Raw genomic sequence first — 20,793 nt, forward strand, 5'->3', positions numbered from 1 at the left:
TCCCGATTCAGGGTTCGTTCAGCCAGTCGTCGCTCAGCGTGGCAAACTCGGGCTCCTCCTCGCTTGTGTCCTCGAGTTGATCGAGCAGCGAATGCGAGGCCACCTGCGATTCGCTCTTGATGTCGATCTTCCAGCCCGTCAGGCGCGCAGCGAGCCGGGCGTTCTGTCCCTCCTTCCCAATCGCCAGGGACAACTGATAATCCGGCACGATGGTCCTCGCCACGCGCTCGTCCTCGTAGATGTGGACGTCCAGCACCTTGGCGGGAGACAGCGCATTCGCCACGAAGGTCGCCGGATCCTCGCTCCACTCCACGATGTCGACCTTCTCACCGTTCAGTTCGTTGACAATCGCCTGAACGCGCGAGCCGCGAGCCCCAACGCACGCTCCGATGGGATCGACTTCCGGATTGCGCGAATGAACCGCGATTTTCGAACGAGAGCCCGCTTCGCGGGCCACGGCTTTAATCTCGACAATGCCCTCGTAAATTTCCGGAACTTCCAGTTCGAACAGGCGCCTCAGAAGCCCAGGATGCGTGCGGGACACGACAATCTGCGGCCCTTTCGATGTGCGCTCCACGCGCGCGATGAACACCTTCAGCCGTTTGCCGACCTGGAGCTTGTCGGAGGCCAGCTGTTCCGACTGCGGCAAGATCGCCTCCGTGTCGCCGAGATCGACGTAAGCCACGCGCGGCTCGAGCCGACTGACGATGCCGCTGACCACTTCCTCTTCGCGATCCGCAAACTTGCTGTAGATGACCGACCGTTCGGCTTCCTTCACGCGCTGCATGACGACCTGTTTTGCAGCCTGCGCGGCGATGCGCCCAAAGTCCCGCGGGGTCACCTCAATTTCGACGACATCTCCGATTTGGTAGCTTGGATTGATGTCGCGCGCCGCGTCCAAGGAGATCTCGAGGCGCGTGTCCTTCGGCTCCTCGACGACGGTTTTGCGCGCATACACGTGGACCTCGCCGGTATCTCGCTTCACCTCGACGCGCACGTTGGCCGCCGAGTGGAAATTGCGGCGATAACTCGCGATGAGCGCCGCCTCAATGGCCTCTAACAGGACTTCCTTGTCAATCCCCTTTTCCCGCGCCAACTGGTCTAGCGCTTCCAGAAAATCCACATTCATGACTAGGGAACCTCCCCTTCGCGAAATCTCGGGCGCGTTCGGGTCACCACTCCAGAGCCAGCCGCGCGTGCGCAATCTTTTCCATCGGCACCGTCAGCGTGATGGTCTTCGAGCGGCGCTTGATCTCAAGGATCAAACGTTCCCCGTCGTAGGAGACGAGCGTCCCCTCGTGCGTCTTGGCCCCCATAAGCGGCTCGTACAGCGACACGTGCACGTATCGGCCCACGGCGCGTTCGAAATCGGCCGGCCTCTTCAGAGGACGCTCCGCGCCGGGCGAAGACACCTCGAGGAAGTACGCGTTCGGAATCGGGTCCACGCGGTCGAGTTCTTCCGATAACTGCTCGCTTACGCGGCTGCAGTCGTCGATATCCACGCCTCCGGGCTTGTCGATGTACACGCGAAGGTACCAGTTCTTTCCCTCCTTCGTGTACTCGATATCCACGAGTTCGACCGCTTCCCGCTCCACGATGGGCAACACCAAGCGTTCAACGATCTCGGTCACGCGATCTTTCGTCACGCGTCATCCTCCCACATGCCGCTTGTGTCTCATTCCTCGCCTCGCGTACGCCAAAAAGTGCCGAGCATAAATCAAAGAGTGGGGGGGCCCCACTCTTGTCCGCACACGGTATACGAAGCCTGACGGAGCCAGTATATCACTGCCGTCCGGATTTCGCAACGTGAGGCGGCTTCCTTCGTTGTCTTGCGCCGGGCGACGTGCTATCGTGGTTACCGCAACCGTGCAAAGGAGGACGCCATGCGTACCATCACTCACGACCGATTGCGAAACGTCGCGATCGTCGCGCACGTCGATCACGGCAAGACGAGTCTCGTCGATCAAATGCTGCGCCAATCCGGTCTGTTCCGCGACAATCAGCAGATCGCCGAACGAGCGCTCGACTACAACGATCTGGAGCGCGAGCGCGGCATCACCATCCTCGCCAAGGCGACCGCCATCCCGTACGAATCGTACCGGATCAACATCGTCGACACGCCCGGGCACGCCGACTTCGGCGGCGAAGTGGAACGCATCCTGCGGATGGTAGACGGGATTTTGCTCGTGGTCGACGCGTTCGAAGGCGTCATGCCCCAGACGAGGTTCGTGCTCGACAAGGCACTCTCGGCCCACCTGGTTCCGATTGTCGTCCTGAACAAGATGGAACGCCCGAACGCTCGCCCTGCCGAAGTCATCGACGAAGTGCTGGAATTGTTCATCGACCTCGGCGCCTCGGACGAACAGCTCGATTTTCCCGTGATCTACGCGTCGGCCATCGAAGGGCGGGCGTCGACGGACCCGGACGATCTCGGCAGCGACATGAGGCCGTTGTTCGACGCCATTGTCCAACACATCCCGAGCCCGCGCGTCGACGCGGAAGGCCCCTTTCAGTGGCAGGCCACCATCATCGACTACGACGAATACTTGGGCCGCATTGGCATCGGCCGCGTCCACCGCGGCGCGATTCGCCAGGGACAGCCCGTGGTGCGGTTGCGCCACGCGGAGGACCGCGCGGAGGGACGCGTGCAAAAGTTGTTCGTCTACCAAGGTCTGCGCCGCACGGAGGTCGAGTTCGCCTCGGCGGGCGACATCGTCGCCATCGCCGGCATGCCGGACATCACCGTCGGCGACACGCTCGCCTCTCCGGATCGACCGGAAGCGTTGCCCGTCATCGAGATCGACCAGCCGACCCTCGAGATGACGTTCCACGTGAACGACAGCCCGTTTGCGGGCCGCGAAGGCCAACACGTCACGAGCCGCAAGTTGCGCGATCGCCTGTATCAGGCCATGGAGTCGGATGTGAGTCTTCAGGTCGAGGACACCGACGACGCTGACGCGTTCCTCGTGAAGAGCCGAGGAGAGTTGCACCTTTCCATCCTGATTGAGACGCTGCGCCGCGAAGGATACGAGCTCGCGGTATCCAAACCGCGCGTCATCGTCCGCGAGGAAGCAGGCAGACGCCTCGAACCCATCGAAGAGCTGGTCGCCGATGTGCCCGAAGATGCCGCGGGCGCCGTGATCGCGGAAGTGGGACTCCGCAAAGGCGAACTGATGGCCATGCATCCGGTGGGCCAAGGCGGCATGGTCAGGCTGGTCTTCCAAGTGCCGACTCGCGGGCTCATCGGCTTTCGGTCCCTGTTCCTTACGATGACCCGTGGGTACGGGATCATGCATCACCGCTTTCAGGATTACGCGGAATGGCGCGGACCCATCCAGGCGCGCCGGCAGGGCGTGCTCGTGGCGAGCGAAACGGGACTGGCGACGGCTTACGCCATCGGCAACCTGGAGGACCGAGGCGTGCTCTTCATCACACCGGGCACACCCGTGTACGAAGGCATGATCGTCGGCGAGCATAACCGCGAGAACGATCTCGTCGTCAACGTGACCAAGGAGAAACACCAGACGAACATTCGCTCCTCCACGAAGGAGGAGACGGTGAAGCTCAAGGCACCTCGGCTTCTTTCGCTGGAAGAGGCCATCACGTACATCGAGGACGACGAGCTTTGCGAGGTCACTCCCCAGTCCATTCGGCTTCGCAAGAAAATCCTCAACAAGAGCGAGCGAGAAAAACTCAAGCGGCGCCAGGGATGATCTGGCGCCGCTCGCGCGATTATGCCGGCGCGTACACCGGGTAGATGCCAAGCGTCACGATCTCGACCCCCTGCAGCTCCAGGAGCGCGCGCACCACAGAAAGCACGTGCTCGCCGCGATCGGCGTAGGGGAAAACGGAGGCGTCGAGGTAATACACATAGTTGCCGATGGCGTCGCCGACAGGGCGCGACTCAAGCCGCGTGAGGTTCAGATGCGCCGCGGCAAACGTGTGTAGCGCAAGCGCCAACCCCCCTGGGCGGTGAGGGACGCCGCGCAGACACAAAGATGCCGTCCAATCGGTCAGCGTCCAGCCAGGCTCAGCAAACTGGGTGCCTGGAAGCCCGACGACCGCAAAGCGCGTGACATTGCCCGCACGGTCCTCGAATGGCTCCGGAAGCACCGACAGGCCGTACACCCGCGCCGCGCGCTGACCGCCGATGGCCACCGCCCGGGCGCGTTCGCCCATGGCCACTTGGCGCACCGCTTCAGCCGTGCTCGACACCGCCACCTCCCGGGCGCGCGGAAAGTGGAGGCGAATGTGCTCCCTGCACTGGGCGAGCGCCTGAGGATGCGAAACCACCTCCTCCACCGCGTCCAAATCGGTCCCGTCCCGATAGATGGCGTAGTGATGAATGGGCAATGTGACCGCCGCAAGGATATGGCGCGGAACGCCCTCGCCATGCTCGCGCGCGAGCGCGTCCCACACCTGCCATACCGATCCCTGAATGCTGTTTTCGATCGGAACGCAGGCGAGCCTTCCCGACGACGCCCTCGCCGCGAAGATCTCGTCGAAGCTTTGCAGCGCAATTTGCCGCACCTCTTCGCCAGCGAGCAGGGCGGACGCGACGGCGTCCGCAGCTTCATGGCTGTGCGTGCCTTCCGGCCCCAGATACATCAATTCCCACGCGCCCACGCGGACACCCCACCTTCTCCGCATCAGCCTTGCGCTGGCTGGAACAGTTCCAACCTCTCCCCGTCAGGACCCGCGAAGAAGATGTATCGAGCGCCGTTTCTGAGCGTCGTGACGGTTTCGTCCAGAAACCGCACACCCTGATCGCGCAAGCGGGCGGCCTCGGCTTCAATGTCGTCGACCGTGATGGCCACGTGATGCACTTGTCCCTCATCGGGCAACTGGCTCGCGTAGCCTTCAATGAGCTCAATTTGCGCGCTTTGCCCAGGATACGAGAGAAACGCCAGCCGAATGCCCGGCGTGTTGTGCTCCAGCGTGCCGACGAGTTCCATGCCGAGAATCTTCGTGTAGAACGCGATGGAACGCTCCAGGTTCGACACCATGATTCCCGTGTGTTCCAGCTTGATCATCGCCATGACAAGCATCCCCCCTCAGAACAAGGAAAGCTGATTGGTTTCTGGAAGCCCCTCGAGACAGCCCAACTCCAAGAGCAGGTCGATCACGGCCCGGGACACCCGCGCCCGAGACTGGAGATCCTCGAGCGACAAAAACTCCCCCTGCTGAGCCGCCTCATACAGGTTGCGCGCAGCCGTCTCTCCGATGCCAGGGATGGCCGCGAACGGCGGCCTCAGCCCGCTCGCCTCCTCGTCGATCAGAAACTGCGTCGCGTGCGACTTGTACAGATCGATCGGCAAAAACCGATAACCGCGGGCCACCATCTCGAGCGCCACTTCGAGCACGGTCAAGAAACTTTTCTCTTTGGCCGACGCCGCATTGCCCTTCGCCTCGATCTCGTCCATCTTCTTTAAGATGGCCTCTCGTCCCGCCGTCATCACGGCCACATCAAAGTCGTCGGCGCGCACGCTGAAGTAAGTCGCGTAGAACGCGAGTGGGCGGTGGACCTTGAACCACGCGATGCGCACGGCCATGAGCACATACGCGGCCGCGTGCGCCTTCGGAAACATGTATTTGATCTTCTTGCCCGACTCGATGTACCAGTCGGGCACGCCGTGCTCGCGCATGTACTGCTCGTCCTCGGGCTTCACACCCTTGCCTTTGCGGATGCCCTCCATGATTTTGAACGCGCGTGCCGGATCGAGCCCCTTCTGGATGAGATACAGCATGATATCGTCGCGCGCGCAAATGACCTCTGACAGGGTCGCGATCTGTTCGCGAATGAGCGTCTGCGCGTTGTTCAGCCACACATCCGTGCCATGCGACAACCCGGAAATGCGCACGAGCTCGGAGAACGTCGTGGGCCTGGTGTCCTCCAGCATCTGGCGAACAAATCGCGTTCCAAATTCGGGGATCGCATAGGTACCCGTGGTCGAGCGAATCTCCTCCGGCGTCACGCCGAGTGGCCTCGTGCTTCTGAACAATTCGAGCACGTCCGGATCATCGAGCGGAATCGACTTCGGGTCCACACCCGTGAGATCCTGCAACATGCGAATCACGGTCGGATCGTCGTGCCCGAGGATGTCGAGTTTCAGCAGGCAATTCTCGAGCCCGGAATGGTAGTCGAAATGTGTCGTCAGGGTCTCGGCAGACGTGTCGTCCGCGGGATACTGGATGGGCGTGAAGTCGTAGATTTCCACGTAGTGAGGCACCACCACCTGGCCGCCGGGATGTTGCCCGGTCGTCCGCTTCACGCCCGTACAGCCTCGGACCAGCCGGTCGATCTCGGCGTTCCTCAGCACCAGCCCCCGCTCTTCGGCGAACTTTCGCACATAGCCATAGGCGGTTTTCTCCGCCACCACCGAAATGGTCCCCGCGCGGAACACGTGATCCTTCCCGAACAACTCCTCCGTGTATCGGTGCGCCCTTGGCTGGTACTCGCCGGAAAAGTTCAGATCGATATCCGGGACCTTATCGCCGTCGAAGCCCATGAACGTCTCAAACGGAATGTCCTGCCCGTCTTTGTGCAGTTTCGCTCCACACTTCGGACATGCCTTGTCGGGGAGGTCGAAGCCCGATCCGTATTCGCCGCGCAGGAAAAACTCGTGATAGTGGCACGACAAACACACGTAGTGCGGCGGGAGCGGATTGACTTCGGTGATGTCCGTCATCGTGGCGACGAGCGACGATCCGACCGAGCCGCGGCTGCCGACGAGATATCCGTCGCGGAGCGACTTCGTGACGAGCTTATGCGCGATCAAGTAAATGACGGCATAGCCGTGCGAGATAATGGCGTTGAGTTCCCGTTCAAGCCGCTGCTCGACCAGTTCAGGCAACGGATCGCCATAGATGCGCTTCGCCTTGTCGTAGGCCAACCTCCGGATCTCGTCCTCGGCCCCCTCGATGACCGGCGTGTGCAACTCGTCCGGGATGGGCTTCACATCTTCGCACAAGGCCGCGATGGCGCGCGGATGGTCGATCACGACCGCGCGGGCGTCCTCTTCCCCCAGAAACGCAAACTCCTCCAGCATCTCGTCTGTCGTGCGGAAGTACAGCGGCGGCTGTTTCGTGTCCATCTTCTGCGACTGGAGAAACACTTCGCGGAAGATGGCATCGTGTTCGTCGAGATAGTGCACGTCTCCCGTCGCGACCACCGGCTTGTTGAGTCGCTTGCCGATGTCGACAATCTGTCGCAAGAGCTCGCGCACCTGCTCAAACGACTGGACGACACCCTCGCGCACCAGCGGCTCGTAATGACTGACCGGCTGAATCTCCAGGTAATCGTAAAACTCCAGCAACGAGTCGATCTCGTCCTCGGACTTTCCGCGGAAGAACGCCTCGACGAGCTCGCCCTGCCTGCACGCCGTTCCAATCAACAGGCCCTCTCGATGGCGCGCCAGGGCACTCTTCGGGATTCTGGGCACCCGATGCAAGTACTGGGTGTGCGCGATCGACACCAGCCGGTAAAGGTTCCGCAATCCCTCGCGGTTTCGGACCAGCACCGTCGCGTGAAAGGGCCGGACGCGCGAGATGTCGATCTGGCCGCGGAGGTGGTTCAGGTCGAGAAGATTCCCAATCCCTCGCGCCTTGGCGTCCTTGAGCATCTGGATGAATACCTTGGCCGTTGCCTCGCTGTCCGCCAGCGCGCGGTGGTGATTGACCAATTCGACGGAAAACTTCTGCGTCAAGGTCTTCAGCTTGTAGTTCTTTTCTCCCGGGTAAAGCACGCGCGCCAACGCCAGGGTATCGATCACCGGCTCCTCCCAAGGCGCAAGCCCCAAACGCTCCGCGCATTGGTTCAAAAAGCCCACGTCAAACTCCGCGTTGTGGGCCACGAGGATGGCCCCTTGAGCGAAGCGCCGAAAACCATCAAGCGCTTCGGCCAACTTGGGCTGCCCTGCAACCATCTCGTTCGTGATGCCCGTCAACTCGACGATCTTCGGATCCAGGGACCGCTCGGGATCGATCAGCGTCGCATAGGTGTCGACAATCTGACCGCCTTTGACTTTGACCGCGGCGATCTCGATGAGTGTGTCCTCCCGCGCATTCAGACCGGTCGTCTCCGTGTCAAACACGACGTACACGGTCTCGTCGTCCAGCGGTCGGTCGCACTCCCGGTACACCAAGAGTCCGCCGTCGTCGACCACATACGCCTCCACCCCAAGCACAAGGCGAATGCCGTGCTTTTTGGCTGCTTGGTAAGCCTCGGGATACGCCTGACAAACCCCGTGATCGGTGATGGCGATGGCCTCGTGCCCCCATTCCGCCGCGCGTTTCACGAGCGCGGCAGCGCTCACGACGCCATCGAGCGCGGACATGGTGGTGTGAGCATGCAACTCGACGCGCTTCGTCTCCGCGGTGTCGATGCGCCGGGGCGGATCGTGCGGACGCATCGACTGCACCATGAACACGATTTCCTTGGCGTACGGATCAAACTGCACCTGTCCCTGGATCTTCACCCAGACGCCATCCGCAAGATGGGAGGTGGCTTGAAGATCTCGCTCCGACTGCACAAACATCTTGGCGGAGATGGAATCGGTGTGATCCGTGATGGCGAACTGAATCAGCGTGCGTCCGCTCGGAAGGGTCCTGCGATCAACGCCGAACACTTCACCCACGACCGTGGCGCGGCGCATCTCGTCGACGATCTCGCGGATGGAAATGGGCGCAGGTTCGTCATACATCTGTCCCACGCAAAGAGGATCGACGCCCTTGGACGCCTCGGCCTCAGCTTGATGCTCAGCCTCCCTGGCCTGCTCTCTCTGCGCTTTCGCCTCTTCCGCGAGCTGGCGGCGCAACCGCGCCTCCGCCTCCTGTTTCAGCTTTTCCCCGGCGGCCAGAACGTCCTCACAGGCCGTTTCGTCCACGCGGACCAGCACGGAAACGTCCAGGCCGAAGGCGCGCCTTGCCTCCTTCGCGAGCCAATCCCCCGCGCCCTTCTGCGCCAACTGTTCGGCAATCGGCTGGCTGGGCACGTGAATCTGGGCGACAAAGCGACCGGGCTCGTCCGAAGCGGCCACGTTGAGCCCCGCTTGCATCAGCCACTTGCCGGTCAATGGGGCCTGCTCCCCGTACAGCGCCACGAGCGCGCGCATTGCGCTTTCGGCCTCCACCGCTGAGACCTGGTCGAGCCGCTCCACCTCAATCCGCCACGCGCAGGAAGTGCCGAACGCCGATGCGCATAGTTCGTGAAGCTCGGCGAGATCGCGGTAAAAAGACAAGAACTCATCCGCACCGGCCCCGGAGGACACAAAGGGCGACTCCACGCGAACAAAGACCTCGCGGGTCGCCCTGCGCACGCGAACACGCCGAACCCGGGCAAGAGCCCGTTTCTGAACGGCGTTCACCGTGACAGCCATGTTTCCACCTCGCGTTCCCTGTTAGAACCAGTGCGTCACGTCGCGATACGTGATCACGACCGCGAACAGCATGACAATCGCAAAGCCCACAAAATGGACAAACCCTTCCTTTTCCGGATCCACCCGTCGGCCCCGAATCAGTTCGATGGCCATGAACAGAAGGCGCCCGCCGTCCAACGCGGGAATGGGCAACAGGTTGAACAGGCCGAGTCCCAGACTCAGCGCGCCTGTCACCGCGATGACGTTCCAAATGCCAAAGCGCACCTGTTCCGTGATCACGTGCGCAATGCCAACGGGCCCGGAGAGCGACTGGAACTGATGGTGGACGAACAAACCGACGTAGCCTTGGACGGTCATGGCAATATCTCGGAACAGCGCAGAGAATCCGGCCGGAACCGTGTGGAGAGGGCTGTGGGATATTTCAGCGTCGATCCCGATCATCGGCTCGCCGCTGACGACATGCGGCGTGACGACCACAGTGCGGGCGCCTTCGGGGCCTTTGACTTCGAGGACGAGCGGCTGAGGATGGCCGCCCCGCTCACCGTTCTGGGCCACTGCATTCACGAGACCTGCCCACGAGTGAATCGCGCGCCCGTCGACGGCCACAATCTCGTCCCCGGGCGCGAGCCCCGCATGCGCCGCCGGCGTTCCTGGCTCCACGTGGCCCACCGTGGTGGTGGGCACGCCCGTGTACGTATTGACGGCCGAGAACAGCACGCCAGCCAGGATGAGGTTCATGATGGGCCCCGCCAAGATGATGGCCGCACGCTGCCAGAGCGGTTTGCCGATCATCTGTTGATGCTTGGGAACCACAGGAATGGACGAGCGCTTGCCGAGCATGACGCGGGCGCCATCCATGACGGAATAGCGCACAAGTCCCTCGTCCGTCTGCAAGGTCATGGTCATCGCGTCGGTCAGATCGACGTCGCGCACCACGCCCGTCCTCGCATTCGGCAGATCCCGCGGCTCGCCGAGCACCGCGATGCGCCCGTGGTCGTCCAGCTCGTACGCGACCGCTTGGCCCACCGGAAACCAAGACTCCTGCGGAGCCTCACCTGCCAGCTGGACAAATCCGCCGAGCGGAATGAGCCTAAGGGAATACTCCGTCCCTCCGCGCACCACGGACACGAGTTTGGGACCGAAGCCGATGGCGAACACGGGAACCGCAACCCCGCAACGTTTCGCGACATAGAAATGGCCGAACTCGTGCAGCGTCACACATACCCCGAACACGAGCACAATCGCGACCGCCGCTTCCGCGTAAAACTCGAGGTGCGCTAAGATTGGCAACTGTTCATCCGCCCTTTGCCACGTAGTCTTCGGCCAGACGCCGCGCTTGCCCATCCGCGCGAAGGATGTCGTCAACAGACTGAGGCGTCTCGTTCGGAATGCGTTCGAGCACAGCCGCCACGACTTCGGGGATCCGCAAAAACGGGATCCGCTCACGCAAAAACGCATCGACGGCCACTTCATTCGCGGCATTCAGGACACAGGGGGCGATCCCGCCCGAACGACCCGCCTCCACCGCCAGCCGGAGACACGGGAATTTGTTAAGATCGGGCTCTTCGAAGTGAAGCGCGCCAACGCTCGCCAAATCCAAACGCGGCCAGGGCGCCCCGGTTCGCGCTGGATAGGTGATGGCGTATTGAATGGGCAAACGCATGTCGGCCGTCGCGAGCTGCGCCACCATCGAACCGTCCACAAACTCCACCATGGAGTGGACGATGCTCTCGGGATGTACAAGCACAGCTATCTTATCATATGGCACGCCGAACAAATGATGCGCTTCAATCACCTCAAGGCCCTTGTTCATCATCGTCGCACTGTCGATGGTGATCTTCTGCCCCATGCTCCAGTTGGGATGCCGCAGGGCGTCGCGGACGGTGATTTCCGCCATCCGTTCTCTTGGCCATGTCCGAAACGGACCGCCGGACGCGGTCAGAACCAGCCGGGCCACTTCCTCAGCGCGCCCGGACCGCAGGCATTGGTGAAGCGCGCAATGTTCACTGTCCACAGGCACGATCTCGGCGCCCGCGTCGCGCATCGCGCGCAAAATCAGGTCGCCCGCCGCCACCAGGCATTCCTTGTTGGCCAACGCCAGTCGCGCGCCACGGCCGACGGCCGCCAGCGCGGGCAGAATGCCGCGAGCGCCGACGACCGCATTCAGCACGACATCGGACGGATAGGCGGCGCACGCCACAAGTCCATCGTCCCCGACGACGATGTCCACCTTTTCCTCCCGGAGAAGCTCGCGCAACCGGCGCCCGGATTCCTCGTCCGCCACGCCCACGATCTTCGGCCGGTGCCGGCGAACTTGCTCCGCCAGCCGCTCGACGTTGCGCCCCGCTGCAAGGGCCACCACTTCGTATGTATCCAAATGCGACAGCACCTCGAGCGCCTGCACGCCGATGGTGCCTGTGCTCCCGAGAATCGCAATGCGCTTCATGTCGTCGCCTCCCCGGCCCCTTCTACAGCGAGCCGCTCAACACTGCGGAGATGAACCACAAAGCGAACGGAGCGGCAAACAGCAGGCTGTCAATGCGATCGAGGACGCCCCCGTGACCGGGCAACAGCCAGCCCGAGTCCTTCACGCCCGCCGCGCGCTTGTAGGCGCTCTCCACGAGATCGCCCATCTGCCCCGTCAAGGAGACCAAGAGCCCCACGGCCGCAAACACCCAAAAACCATATCGCGGAGCGGCGAGCTCGCCAAATGCCAGCGCGCCGAGGACAGCACCCGCCATGCCGCCCACGGCGCCGCTCACCGTCTTCTTCGGACTGATGGCCGGAAGCAGTTTGGGCCCCTGTACGAATCGCCCCACGAAGTAAGCCGTGGTATCGGACATCCACGCAGAGACCAGAAACATCCATATCCAAAACCATCCCTGCGGCAAGGCGCGAAGTCCGATGAGTGACACGCCGCCTGCGGCCAGGTAAAACGCGCCAAAGGCTGTCACCGCGTAGGTGCGCAAGTCGTTCGGCCTGCGCGTGAGCACCGGCAGCGTGAATACCACCGCCACGGCGAGGAATAAAATAGACGGGTGAAACGCCTGTCTCGGGAACCACTCGGCGAGCGTGATCGCGATGGCTCCAAACCACGCAGCCGGGTCGAACCACCGCTGTCCAAACATTTGGCAGAATTCGAGCATCCCGGCCAGCGTCGCTATCCACACGAGCCATCGCCAGCCGACGAGCCCTCCGAACAACAACACAAGCAGGACCACGAGCCCTGCGATCACAGCCGTGACGACCCGCTGCTTGAGCATCTGAATTGGACACCTACTCGATCGCGCCGAACCTCCGCTTGCGCTTCGCGTAATCGCAAATCGCCTGATAGAGATCCTCGCGCGTAAAGTCCGGCCACAACACGTCGGTAAACCAGAGTTCGGCGTATGCCGCCTGCCACAACAGAAAGTTGCTCAACCGAATTTCCCCACTGGTGCGAATGACGAGATCGAGCGGAGGCAGGCCCGCGGTGTCGAGGTAGCGGTCGCAAGCGGCCTCGGTGAGTTGCCCCACCGTCGCCCGCCCCTCCATCACCTCGCGCGCGTAGCGCTCCATCGCCGCCACGATTTCCATCCGCCCGCCGTAGTTCAGAGCGAAGTTGACAATCATGCCCGTGTTGTGCTGCGTGCACTGGATAGCCCGGCGAACGGTTTCCTGCGTATGCGCCGGAAGCCGGGAGATGTCGCCGATGAAGCGAATCTGCGCGTTGCGCCTGACCAACTCGTCGATCTCGCTCCGGAAGAATTGCTCCGGCAGCCGCATCAGGTAGTCGACCTCAGCCGGCGGCCTCTTCCAGTTCTCGGTCGAAAAAGCATACAGCGTGACGCACTCGATGCCAAAATCGTCACACGCGCGGATGGCCTCCCTCATGGCCAACATGCCCGCGTGGTGACCCGCAATTCGGGGAAGACCGCGCTTTTGCGCCCAGCGGCCATTTCCGTCCATGATGAGACCGATGTGCCGGGGCTTGATGTCGAGCGCTGGTTGCTCAACCGCCGCCGCACTGGCACGCTGCGAACGCCCAAAACCCTTGAACAAGGCTGGCATCCCCCTTAATCCAGCAACCTTGGAACTCAGACCTGCGTCACGTCCTTCTCCTTATCTTCCAACAGGCGGTCCACCTGTGCAATGGCTTTGTCCGTCAACTGTTGAACCCGATCCATCAAGCGGCGCACGTCGTCCTCCGAAATCTCGCCGGCCTTTTCCAGCTTCTTGATCTCTTCGTTGCCGTCGCGGCGAATGTTCCGGATGGCCACGCGCGCCTCCTCGGCCATCTTTCGCACCTGTTTCACCAATTCCTGACGACGCTGTTCCGTGAGCGCAGGTATCGTCAACCGAATGACGTTCCCATCGTTCGCAGGGTTCAACCCGAGATCGGACTTCTGAATGGCCTTTTCGATTTCGGACAGCATCGACTTATCCCAGGGGGAGATGACCAACAGCCTCGGCTCCGGCGACGTGACGCTGGCCACCTGGTTCACGGGCATCTGCGCGCCGTAATATTCCACCATGACGTGATCGAGCATGGAAGGGGCAGCGCGGCCAGCGCGCACGGTCGCGAATTCACGCCGCAGGTTCTGAATGGCCTTGTCCATCCGCTCTTGGAGATTTTGAATCAACTCCTCATGCATGCGCATCACCCTTTCCGACCAAGGTGCCGATCTTTTCGCCCATGACGGCGCGGAGAATGTTGCCGTCCTCATTGATATTGAACACGAGGATAGGAATATCGTTGTCTTTGCACAGGCTGGCGGCTGTCGAATCCATCACGCCGAGGCCCTGCTTGAGGACTTCCATGAAATCCAACTCGGCGTATTTGGTTGCCGTGGGATCCTTCTGCGGATCCGCAGTATACACCCCGTCCACGCCGTTCTTCGCCATGAGAATGACTTCCGCCTCGATCTCGGCCGCTCGAAGCGCAGCCGTCGTATCCGTGGAGAAAAACGGGTTCCCCGTCCCCCCGGCAAAGATCACGACGCGTCCTTTTTCGAGGTGTCGGATGGCGCGGCGGCGGATGTAAGGCTCAGCGACCTCCGACATATGGATAGAGCTCTGCACCCGCGTGGCCACGCCCAGCTTTTCGAGCGCATCCTGCAGCGCCAGCGCGTTCATCACGGTCGCCAGCATGCCCATATAGTCGGCGGTCGCCCGATCCATGCCCATCTGACTGCCCGTGGCACCTCTCCAGATGTTCCCCGCTCCGACCACAATGGCAACCTGGACGTCGAGCTTGGCCACATCCGCGATCTGCCTCGCAATGTCCCGGATCACGGCGGGATCGATCCCGAACCCATGGGCTCCGGCAAGCGCTTCTCCGCTCAGCTTCAGCACGATGCGGCGGTATTTTGGAATCGTCACACGGCCCCCTCCATTGTGCGAAAGTAGACGGCCAAAATGGCATGAAAGGGAACACGCGATGGTGTCCCCTCATGCGCCCCGCCTTACGACAAGCGAACCTGAGACATGACTTCTTCGACGAAGTTCGTCTCCTGGCGCTCGATCCCTTCGCCGACAACAAAGCGAGCGAATCGGCGGATAGAGATATTTTCGCCAATGGTCGCGATCTTTTCCTTGACCAAGGTGTCGACCGTCTTTTCGGGATCCTTGACGAACGGCTGCTCGAGCAGGCAGTTCTCCTTGAAGAATTTTTCGAGGCGCCCTTCCACGATCTTATCGACGACGTGTTCTGGCTTGCCCTCGTTCAGCGTCTGCGCGCGCAGAATCTCCCGCTCGCGCTCGATGACATCCTGCGGCACTTCTTCGCGTCTGACGTACTGAGGGTTGGAGGCCGCGATGTGCATGGCGATGTCCTTCACGAATGACCGGAACTCCTCGTTCTTGGCGACGAAGTCCGTCTCGCAGTTGACCTCCACCAGCACGCCAATGCGTCCGCCGCCATGGATGTAGGCCTCCACGACGCCTTCCGCAGCGATCCGCCCCGCCTTCTTGGCCGCCTGCGCCAGCCCGCGCTCGCGCAGGATGACGATGGCTTGTTCCATATCGCCGCCCGCCTCGGTCAGCGCCTTCTTGCAGTCCATCATGCCAGCGCCCGTGCGCTCGCGCAACTCTTTGACCATTGCTGCAGTAATCTCAGCCACCATGCTTCCTCCTCAAGCCACTGGTTCTTCTATGAATTCCGCGTCACGCGGCACAAAAAAGGTGACGAGAGCGCGACGCACCCGCCACCTTTCATCTCACGCGGTGGTCTCTTCTCCACCCTGTGTGCCTTCCAGCACAGCGTCCGCCATTTTGCTCGTCAGAAGGCGCACGGCGCGAATCGCGTCGTCGTTGCCCGGAATCACGTAGTCGATCTCGTCCGGGTCGCAGTTCGTGTCGACAATCGCGACGATCGGGATTCCGAGCTTCCGAGCCTCGGCCACCGCGATGCGCTCCTTGCGCGGATCGATAATGAAGAGCGCATCGGGCAGCTTCTTCATGCCCTTGATGCCGCCCAGGAACTTCTCGAGGCGCTCGCGTTCCTTCCGGAGCAGGATAACCTCCTTCTTCGGCAGAACCTCGAACGTCCCATCCTCCTCCATCTGCTCAAGCTCCTGCAGACGGCGGATCCGCTTCTGGATGGTGTTAAAGTTGGTCAGCGTGCCGCCAAGCCAACGCTGGTTCACGTAGAACATGCCGCACCGCTCGGCCTCTTCCTTGACGGCCTCCTGCGCCTGCTTCTTCGTGCCTACGAACAACACGGTGCCGCCAGACGCGGCGAGATCGCGCACAAAGTTGTACGCCTCTTCCACCTTGCGCACCGTCTTCTGCAGGTCGATGATGTAAATGCCGTTGCGCTCGGTGAAAATGTAGCGCGCCATCTTGGGATTCCAGCGGCGCGTCTGGTGTCCGAAGTGCACGCCTGCCTCGAGCAGCTGCTTCATCGAAATGATGGCCAAACCGGTTTCCTCCTTTTGTTTTCCCTCCGGACCGATCATCCGCAACGCCGACCCCATGGGCACCGGGCGCCGCATCCCGATCCGTGCGTATTCGTCTCAAAGGTACGCACCGCCCCATACTATACCACAGCCAAGCAAGCAGCGGCAACCGCCGATCCCTGCGAATCCACACGCAGCCCAGCTTGACCGAAAACGGACCATCGAGGGCCTATTGCACGCTTCCGCTCGATGGTCCGGCGCTTTTCAATAATTGCTCCACTTCGGCGACCTGATCCGGCGACACACCCAGGAGCTCCTGAATTTCGGCGGGCGATCGACCTTCGTGCAGCAGGTCCAAAATGGAGAAGTAAACGTGCTCGCGAGACACTGGATCCCCGTTTGGCGCGGCCGGAACCGCCTTCGTGTCCGTCTCGGCCTCATCCAGAGCCGGCATGGTGGCTGAAGCGTCATCTTCTGAAGGAGATGACGGGGGGACCCTTTCCAACGTGGACCGATCCGTCACAACCTTGCGGCGGGGCTTCGCGAGCACTCGGCTGGAAGGAGCCTCTCCCTCATGTGCGGGGAGCGGACGAGAAGCTTCCAGGAGGGACGTCAATCGGGCGACCGCCGCTTCGACCGTCTCAAGGCGCGCCTCAAGCTCTCGACTCCGCCGGTCCCACTCCTGATACAGATCTTCAAGCACCTGAATGGCAGTCTGAACATCCGCGCCGTGGTGGACATCCGCCGTCTGAGACGGTTTTCGGCGGGCGTGCGCCGCCGAACTGGACGACCAGCCTTTCGACAGTTCGCGGGGTTGAAGTTGCCCCGCGGCCCATCGAGCAAAGCCCTTTACGCCAGGGTGTGTCTTCCAAGCGCCGCTCACGGCGTACAGCAGGGCCAATAGCGCCACGCACACGAGCGCCAGGACCAGCGTCTCCCACACATTCAAGCCTCCTTGTTCGTACGCGTCACAATGTGCGAACGTCACCTCTGGCCGTTCGCACCACCAGCACACAGGATGGAAGTTCAAACCACAGCGTCCGCCCCTGGTTCCCGCCGATGTCCTTGCCGTCCACAGGGATGCCTCGCGCCGCCAGGTTCTTCTCCACCGCTGCCGCGTTTCGTTCACCGACGCGAAGGGCTTCCATTTTCACGCCTTGAAACATCTGTGCCCCGCCCGCGTATTTGGCTCGAAGGCGAAGTGCGTTCCCTCCCGCCTGCACGATCTCGCGGATCAGCCAATCAATGGCCGAGTCCGCGTACTTCTGCGGCACCTTGGTGTCTGGGGACGGTCTCTGCGGCAACATCACATGTGCCAGACCCGCCAGCTGGGACTGAGCATCGTAGATCACCACACCCACACAGGAACCGAGTCCCGCGGTCACGAGCCGCCCTGGTCCTCGCATGAGCGCTCCCTCGGCAATGCCTACCCGGATTTCGGTCTGATCCTCAACCACTCGGCATCTTTCCTCGCAGAATATCGAACAACTTTGCAGCGCTCTGAAAATCCGGGAGCAGGAAAAAGTGCGCTTGAATCTCTCGCCCTCCCTGCATAAGGCGCGTCGAGATGAGCAGCACCTGGTTTTCCTCGCCGCTCCCGTACATGAGCCCAATGTCGATCAGGGCGGACGCCATGTCGATGGCCACGGCCGGAATGGACTGGGTGATTCGAAATCCGCACAGATCCGAAATGGCGGCCACGTAAGCGCCCGACAGAATGTTGCCAACCTCGCCAAGCGCGGAATACTCCATTTCGCCGTAGGGATCTCCCGGCTCATGCCCTGGAATGAGTGCATCCACCAGGCGCTCCGCGCTTTCCGTGGACAGCACCACAAACATGTTGCCTGCGATCTCGCCTTCGATGCGAATGAAGACGGCGACGACGAGAGTGTCAGGGCCTCCCAGGACATCGACCACCTCGGCAAAACGACACAGCCGGGCATCGGTCACCGACATGCGCACGACGCCCCCCAACAGCCCGGAGAATGCCGTCGCGGCATGCCCCGCCCCGATGTTCCCAAATTCGCGAAGCGCGTCGAGATCGGCCGCGCTCAGGTCGTAGGGGTTCATCCGCGCACCAACTTTTCTACCTGTTTGAGTTGCTCCGCTTCTACGGCTGAGAAGACCCGTTCCAAGTTCAGAAGGACCAAGAGATCGTCGCCAAGTCGCGCGACGCCCCTGAGATACACCGCATCAAGGCCTCCCACGACCGGAGGCGGAGGCTCTACAGCTTCCGGCGGGATGTGGACCACGTCCTCGACCGCGTCCACCATCATGCCCACCACCATGTCCTCCACCTCCGCGACGACGATGCGGCGGTCCTCCTCGTCCGCTGAGCCGCGCCTCGATCCGACCCGCTCGGCGAGGTCGATCACGGGCACAATCGAGCCGCGCAGATGCATGACACCTTTGATAAAGCTCAGCGTGCGCGGCACGGGCGTGATGTCACCCACCCGTTCCACCGACCTCACCTGCGAGACATGCGCCCCGTACCGCTCGGGGCCCACGCGCATGACGACATACGAATCCACAGACGTCCCTCCCTCCGGCGCTATGCCGTATTGGCGATGGAACGCACATCAAGGATGAGCGATACCCGTCCGTCACCGAGGATGGTGGCGCCGGCGAACTCCTTCACACCCTGCAAGTACCGGCCGAGCGGTTTGTTCACGATCTCCAGCTCGTCAAGGACGTGATCGACCACAAGCGCCAACCTTCGCCTTCCGTCGCGGCACACCACCGCCGTCCGGGGATATCCGTCTCGGCGCGCCTCAAGGCCCAGTCGCTCGGCCAAATCCACGATGGGCACGATCCCCGCCGCGTCCGGCAAAACGGGGCGGTCTTGGACGTGGCGCACGTCGTCCTCGGTCATTCGACGCACTTCCTCCACATTCGCCGTCGGAATGGCAAACACCTGCCCGCAACACGCCACCAGGAGCGCAGGCAAGATGGCGAGCGTGAGCGGCAGTTCGATGATGAACGTCGTACCCACGCCTGCCGCGGACTCGACGCGGATCCGCCCGCCGAGCGCCTCGACCTTGTCACGGACAGCGTCGAGCCCCACGCCTCGACCCGAGATGTCCGAAACGCGTTCCGCAGTGCTGAACCCAGGCCGAAAGAGCAGCGCATACACCGATTCGTCCGGCATCTCGGCGCCCTCCTCAGGGGTGATCAAGCCCTTTTCCACCGCCGAATCGAGCACGCGGCGTCGATCAATGCCCCGACCGTCGTCCGCCACCTCAATGTACACATGGCCGCCTGACGCATAGGCGGACAGGCGGATCGTGCCGCGCCTAGGCTTCCCGCACGACTCGCGCACCTCGGGAGGCTCGAGGCCGTGGTCGGCGGCGTTGCGCAGAAGATGGACCACCACCTCGCCCATCTCCTCGAGGACGACGCGATCCATCTCGGTATCCAATCCCGTCATGACGAAGTCGAACTCACGCTGGAGACGGCGTTCCAAATCGCGCATCATGCGGGGATAGCGGTGAAAGACCGCTTCCACGGGAACCATCCTGAGTTCCATCAGCCCGTCCTGGATCTCACTCGTCAGGCGGTCCAGCCGCTCGACCGCTTCGCGCAAGGCGGGATCGTCGGACGAGGAAACCAAGGTGGCAAGCCGCGTCTTGGTGATGACGAGATCGCTCAAAGTGTTGATGAGCAGGTCGACCTTCCGCGCCGACACGCGGAGCGTCGGTTCCCGGCGCAGATCGGAAGAGGAGCGGGCGCCTTTCGCTCCCGATGGTGCCGCGTCTCGCCCGGGGCCCTGTGGTTCCTGGTGCGAGGTGCCCACCTTCTCCTCCGCGGGAGGGCGCAGGGTCGATACTTCGCAAGCCGCCACGTCCGTCACATCGAGCACGGCATGGCGGACCTGGTCGATCTCGCCCTGCGCGACGATCACGGCCGCGACCGCTTCCGTCGCTTCCACGCGGCCCGCCATGACCGCCTCTTCCTCAGGCCTGGCCGCAACCAGGGCGGCCATCTGCTTCAACGTTTGATACACCATGGCCAGCCGCACGCCGGGCATCACGCAATCCGGCACAAGGCGAATGCGAAGCTCGCACAACACCTTGCCCTCGGCTGCGGCCTGGCGCGCCAGCGAAGCTAGGCCACCGAGCGCACCAGCGCCCGTCTCCCCGACATCCGCGGCCGCCTCCTCGGACTGCAACACCTCGGCCAACGCGGCCAAGACGTCGTCGTCCGGTGCATCCGGCTCTCGCGCCGCGGCCGCGATCGACTGAAGCCTCGCTCGCATCCGGTCAACCGCCAGGAGGAGCACCTCGACGTGCCGCTCGCGAATCGTTCCGGGTTGTTCCCGCAACGAGCCCAGCAAGTCCTCCGCGCGGTGCGTCAGCTGAGCGAGGTGCGAAAATCCCATCGTGGCGCTCATGCCCTTGAGCGTGTGCGCGGCTCGGAACATGTCGGCCAGGAGATCTGGACGCGGACCCTCGCGCTCAAGGGTCAGACACCCCTCTTCGAGGCGATCGACGTGTTCCATGGATTCCGCCAGAAAAGCCTCTAGGTACTCGTCGTTCACA

At 62.4% G+C, this 20,793-nt stretch carries 19 protein-coding genes; 1 reads left to right on the plus strand and 18 read right to left on the minus strand.

The genetic code is table 11. The features are described from left to right. Positions 1-7: 7 nt before the first annotated feature. Together nusA and rimP are read right to left on the minus strand one after the other, a co-directional pair. Complete coding sequence (nusA, locus tag J3481_RS04425; RefSeq protein WP_206830763.1) at positions 8-1,129, minus strand: transcription termination factor NusA; 1,122 nt, start codon at positions 1,127-1,129, stop codon at positions 8-10. A gap of 43 nt (positions 1,130-1,172) precedes the next feature. Beyond that, the gene (gene rimP, locus J3481_RS04430; RefSeq protein ID WP_206830764.1) at positions 1,173-1,646 is read right to left on the minus strand and encodes a ribosome maturation factor RimP; all 474 of its coding nucleotides are present in this window, start codon (positions 1,644-1,646) and stop codon (positions 1,173-1,175) included. 237 nt (positions 1,647-1,883) lie between these two features. Between rimP and typA the strand changes: the two genes are divergently transcribed. Then, positions 1,884-3,713, plus strand: coding sequence for a translational GTPase TypA (gene typA / locus J3481_RS04435; protein WP_206830765.1), 1,830 nt, complete (start codon positions 1,884-1,886; stop codon positions 3,711-3,713). A 19-nt stretch (positions 3,714-3,732) separates the two neighbouring features. Here typA and J3481_RS04440 read toward each other — a convergent pair whose 3' ends face one another. The 16 genes from J3481_RS04440 to J3481_RS04515 form a co-directional block, all read right to left on the minus strand. Further along, entirely contained in the window at positions 3,733-4,626 is an 894-nt protein-coding gene (locus J3481_RS04440; RefSeq protein ID WP_206830766.1) for a prephenate dehydratase, read from the minus strand. Positions 4,627-4,649: 23 nt separating this feature from the next. Continuing rightward, positions 4,650-5,039, minus strand: coding sequence for a VOC family protein (locus tag J3481_RS04445; protein ID WP_206830767.1), 390 nt, complete (start codon positions 5,037-5,039; stop codon positions 4,650-4,652). 15 nt (positions 5,040-5,054) lie between these two features. Next, complete coding sequence (locus J3481_RS04450; RefSeq protein WP_206830768.1) at positions 5,055-9,377, minus strand: PolC-type DNA polymerase III; 4,323 nt, start codon at positions 9,375-9,377, stop codon at positions 5,055-5,057. Between the two features lie 21 nt (positions 9,378-9,398). After that, positions 9,399-10,667 carry a M50 family metallopeptidase gene (locus J3481_RS04455; RefSeq protein ID WP_206830769.1) on the minus strand — a complete coding sequence of 423 codons (1,269 nt, stop codon included), beginning with the start codon at positions 10,665-10,667 and terminating at the stop codon, positions 9,399-9,401. 4 nt (positions 10,668-10,671) lie between these two features. Next, entirely contained in the window at positions 10,672-11,823 is a 1,152-nt protein-coding gene (locus J3481_RS04460; protein ID WP_206830770.1) for a 1-deoxy-D-xylulose-5-phosphate reductoisomerase, read from the minus strand. 22 nt (positions 11,824-11,845) lie between these two features. Continuing rightward, positions 11,846-12,640, minus strand: a complete 795-nt coding sequence (locus J3481_RS04465; protein WP_206830771.1) for a phosphatidate cytidylyltransferase — start codon at positions 12,638-12,640, stop codon at positions 11,846-11,848. A gap of 13 nt (positions 12,641-12,653) precedes the next feature. Beyond that, entirely contained in the window at positions 12,654-13,418 is a 765-nt protein-coding gene (locus J3481_RS04470; protein ID WP_206830772.1) for an isoprenyl transferase, read from the minus strand. Positions 13,419-13,453: 35 nt separating this feature from the next. After that, the gene (gene frr / locus J3481_RS04475) at positions 13,454-14,017 is read right to left on the minus strand and encodes a ribosome recycling factor (protein WP_407929317.1); all 564 of its coding nucleotides are present in this window, start codon (positions 14,015-14,017) and stop codon (positions 13,454-13,456) included. Further along, on the minus strand, positions 14,004-14,738 hold the full coding sequence (gene pyrH, locus J3481_RS04480; protein ID WP_206830774.1) for a UMP kinase: 735 nt from the start codon (positions 14,736-14,738) through the stop codon (positions 14,004-14,006). The genes frr and pyrH overlap by 14 nt, the downstream gene beginning before the upstream one ends. Positions 14,739-14,821: 83 nt before the next feature. After that, positions 14,822-15,478, minus strand: coding sequence for a translation elongation factor Ts (gene tsf, locus J3481_RS04485; protein WP_328702038.1), 657 nt, complete (start codon positions 15,476-15,478; stop codon positions 14,822-14,824). Between the two features lie 96 nt (positions 15,479-15,574). After that, positions 15,575-16,276, minus strand: coding sequence for a 30S ribosomal protein S2 (gene rpsB / locus J3481_RS04490; RefSeq protein ID WP_206830776.1), 702 nt, complete (start codon positions 16,274-16,276; stop codon positions 15,575-15,577). A gap of 208 nt (positions 16,277-16,484) precedes the next feature. Next, a complete protein-coding gene (locus J3481_RS04495) occupies positions 16,485-17,198 on the minus strand; it encodes a hypothetical protein (protein WP_206830777.1) in 714 nt (237 codons plus the stop codon). Positions 17,199-17,223: 25 nt separating this feature from the next. After that, entirely contained in the window at positions 17,224-17,712 is a 489-nt protein-coding gene (locus J3481_RS04500; RefSeq protein WP_328702039.1) for a chemotaxis protein CheD, read from the minus strand. After that, on the minus strand, positions 17,705-18,325 hold the full coding sequence (locus J3481_RS04505; RefSeq protein WP_206830778.1) for a chemotaxis protein CheC: 621 nt from the start codon (positions 18,323-18,325) through the stop codon (positions 17,705-17,707). The genes J3481_RS04500 and J3481_RS04505 overlap by 8 nt, the downstream gene beginning before the upstream one ends. Next, positions 18,322-18,786, minus strand: a complete 465-nt coding sequence (locus J3481_RS04510; RefSeq protein WP_328702040.1) for a chemotaxis protein CheW — start codon at positions 18,784-18,786, stop codon at positions 18,322-18,324. Before J3481_RS04510 ends, J3481_RS04505 begins: the two co-directional genes overlap by 4 nt. Positions 18,787-18,806: 20 nt before the next feature. Then, the gene (locus J3481_RS04515; protein WP_206830779.1) at positions 18,807-20,792 is read right to left on the minus strand and encodes a chemotaxis protein CheW; all 1,986 of its coding nucleotides are present in this window, start codon (positions 20,790-20,792) and stop codon (positions 18,807-18,809) included. Position 20,793 lies beyond the last annotated feature (1 nt).

It is taken from the genome of Alicyclobacillus fructus (assembly GCF_017329605.1).
In the GTDB taxonomy this organism is placed as follows: Bacteria; Bacillota; Bacilli; order Alicyclobacillales; family Alicyclobacillaceae; genus Alicyclobacillus; species Alicyclobacillus fructus.